Raw genomic sequence first — 2548 nt, forward strand, 5'->3', positions numbered from 1 at the left:
ATAAGATCAACAACGCCCTAGCGCAGGCGCTGTTAGCCAAAAAAATGGGCAAAAAAAAGGTTATTGCCGAAACCGGCGCGGGGCAGCACGGCGTGGCGACAGCGACGGCAGCGGCGCTATTCGGGCTTGAATGTGACGTGTATATGGGCGAGACTGACGCTGCGCGCCAGCAGCTAAACGCCTTTAGAATGCAGCTTTTGGGCGCAAATTTGATTAAAATTGGCACCGGTTTAAAAACGCTCAAAGAGGCCACCACCGCGGCGATTCAGGCATGGGTGAATGAGATAGAGAGCGTATTTTACGTCATCGGCTCGGCGGTCGGACCGCATCCGTATCCTAAGATGGTTAGGGATTTTCAAAGCGTCATCGGTACCGAGACCAAATCGCAGCTTGCGAGCAAGGGGATTAAAGCCGATTACGTGCTAGCCTGCGTAGGAGGCGGAAGCAATGCGATAGGAATTTTTAGCGCGTTCGTGGACGATCCCGCCGTAAAACTCATCGGCGTCGAGGCGGGCGGCTTGGGCGCACAAACCCCTTATCACGCAGCGACCATCACTAACGGGCGCGCGGGCATCATCCACGGCATGAAAACGATCGTACTGCAGGATAAATTCGGCATGATCGAGCCCGTTCACAGCATCTCGGCGGGGCTTGATTATCCCGGCGTAGGCCCTGAGCACGCGCATCTGCACGAGATAAGTCGCGCAAAATACGAAGCGGTAACCGACGATGAGTGCATCACGGCGCTTAAACTGCTCTGTAGGCTTGAGGGCATCATCTCCGCGATCGAAAGTGCGCACGCGTTAGCGTATTTGCAAAAGCTCTGCCCACAGCTAAAGGGCAAAAAAACGATCGTCGTAAACGTAAGCGGCAGGGGCGATAAGGATATGGATACCGTGATGAATTACAAAAAAGGAACGATTTATGGATAAGATCAAGGCGGCCTTTGCCGGCAAAAAGGCAAACATCGGCTACATCGTGGCGGGCTACCCGAGCCCCGCGCACACGAAGGAGTTTTTGTCAAATTTAGACGAAAGCGTGATCGATCTGCTTGAGATCGGCATCCCGTATTCCGATCCGCTCGCAGACGGCCCTGAAATTTTTAAAGCGAGCTTTTCTGCGGTGCAAAACGGCGTAAACGCGGAGAAGGTATTTGAAATTTTAAAAGGGGTGCAAATGCGCAAGCCGCTTGTGTTTTTGGTCTATTACAACGTGATCTTTGCCTACGGCGCGCGCGAGTTTGTAGTGCAGGCGGCGCGCTACGGCATCAGCGGGCTAATAATCCCCGATCTGCCGTATGAGGAAAACGAGGAAATTTTCGCGCTTTGCGAGGAGTTCGGTATCGCGCTCATCCCGCTTATCAGCGTTACGAGCGAGCACCGTGCTACGCGAGTTTTGAGCCGCGCGCGAGGCTTCATCTACGGCGTGGGTGCTATCGGCGTGACCGGAAGCAAGCAAACTCCGATCTCGCGCCTTAAAAATATGGTCGCAGATCTTAAAAAAATGAGCGATCTGCCCGTAGCGATCGGCTTTGGTATCCGCACTGCCAGCGACGTTCGCGCTACGAAAGAATACGCAGACGGCGCTATCATAGGCACCGCGATCGTAAATTTATGCGCAAACTATGGCGGGCGCGAGCTGCAAGACAAGATCGCCGAACTTTTTAACTAATGGAAAGAGCATGAAAAAGATATTTTTGATTTTAATCGCAAATTTTTGCCTCGGCGCCAATCTGATGCAATACGATCTTTTCAACCACGACGATAGCGTCGACATCGCCTTGGCATTTGACTCCGCATACAAGCCAGACATCGTGCGCCGCGTCGACGGGCAGTCGATGAGCCTTATTTTAAAGGGGCTCGGCGGCGATGAGAAATTTAACGAAATGCGCACCAATCAAAAGGTCTTAAAAAGCTTTACGATTGCGCCCAAAGGCAAGGATATCGAGATAAATTTCCCCACTGGAGCCGATCTATCGGTCGATGCTCTTACTCAAGACGGCAATTTAAAGCTCATTTTGCGCGTAAAAAATCCCGCTTTCGATCAAAGTAAGATGAGCGTCAAAAGTGAGGCGAATGAAACGGCGCAAAGCGGTAGCAGCGGGGTTTCCGTGATGCCGATAATCGTAGCGTTACTGCTTGCAGCCGCGGCTTTCGTCGGCGTGCGAAAATTTTTATCGCATAAGCCGCAAAAAAGTATCGACGAGACATGGCGGGTTTTTGAAGACGACGCTAGCATAGAGGAGGCCGACGTGGACGAAGCGGGCATAGATGAAATTTTAAACGACTCCTCTTTTAAAAATCAGAGCGGATCAAAGAAAGCAAATTTTACCAATTATTCTGACTCGCAGGAGTTTGCGAAGAAAGATGAAGCTTCTGCTTTAAATTTAAAAAATTCTAACGACTCAAAAAGCGTAGATGGTGCAGATTTTTTAAGAGGCGAGAACGTGAGCGAAGAGAGTGCACACGATAAATTTTACGATGAAGTTGCGCGTGCCGAGCGTTCGGAAGCTACGGAGGCGGACGAAAGCTCTGAGAGCGCCGAGAAT

Annotated in this window: 3 protein-coding genes; all 3 read left to right on the forward strand. The window is 51.2% G+C overall.

Translation table 11 applies throughout. The features are described from left to right. A partial coding sequence (trpB, locus tag Q0256_RS08250; protein WP_297962122.1) for a tryptophan synthase subunit beta occupies positions 1-932 on the forward strand: 932 nt, incomplete at its 5' end. After that, complete coding sequence (trpA, locus tag Q0256_RS08255; protein ID WP_297962124.1) at positions 925-1671, forward strand: tryptophan synthase subunit alpha; 747 nt, start codon at positions 925-927, stop codon at positions 1669-1671. The genes trpB and trpA, both read left to right, overlap by 8 nt. 10 nt (positions 1672-1681) lie before the next feature. Then, on the forward strand, positions 1682-2548 hold an 867-nt coding region (locus tag Q0256_RS08260; RefSeq protein WP_297962126.1), incomplete at its 3' end, for a hypothetical protein.

The organism is uncultured Campylobacter sp. (assembly GCF_937949835.1).
Lineage (GTDB): Bacteria > Campylobacterota > Campylobacteria > Campylobacterales > Campylobacteraceae > Campylobacter_B.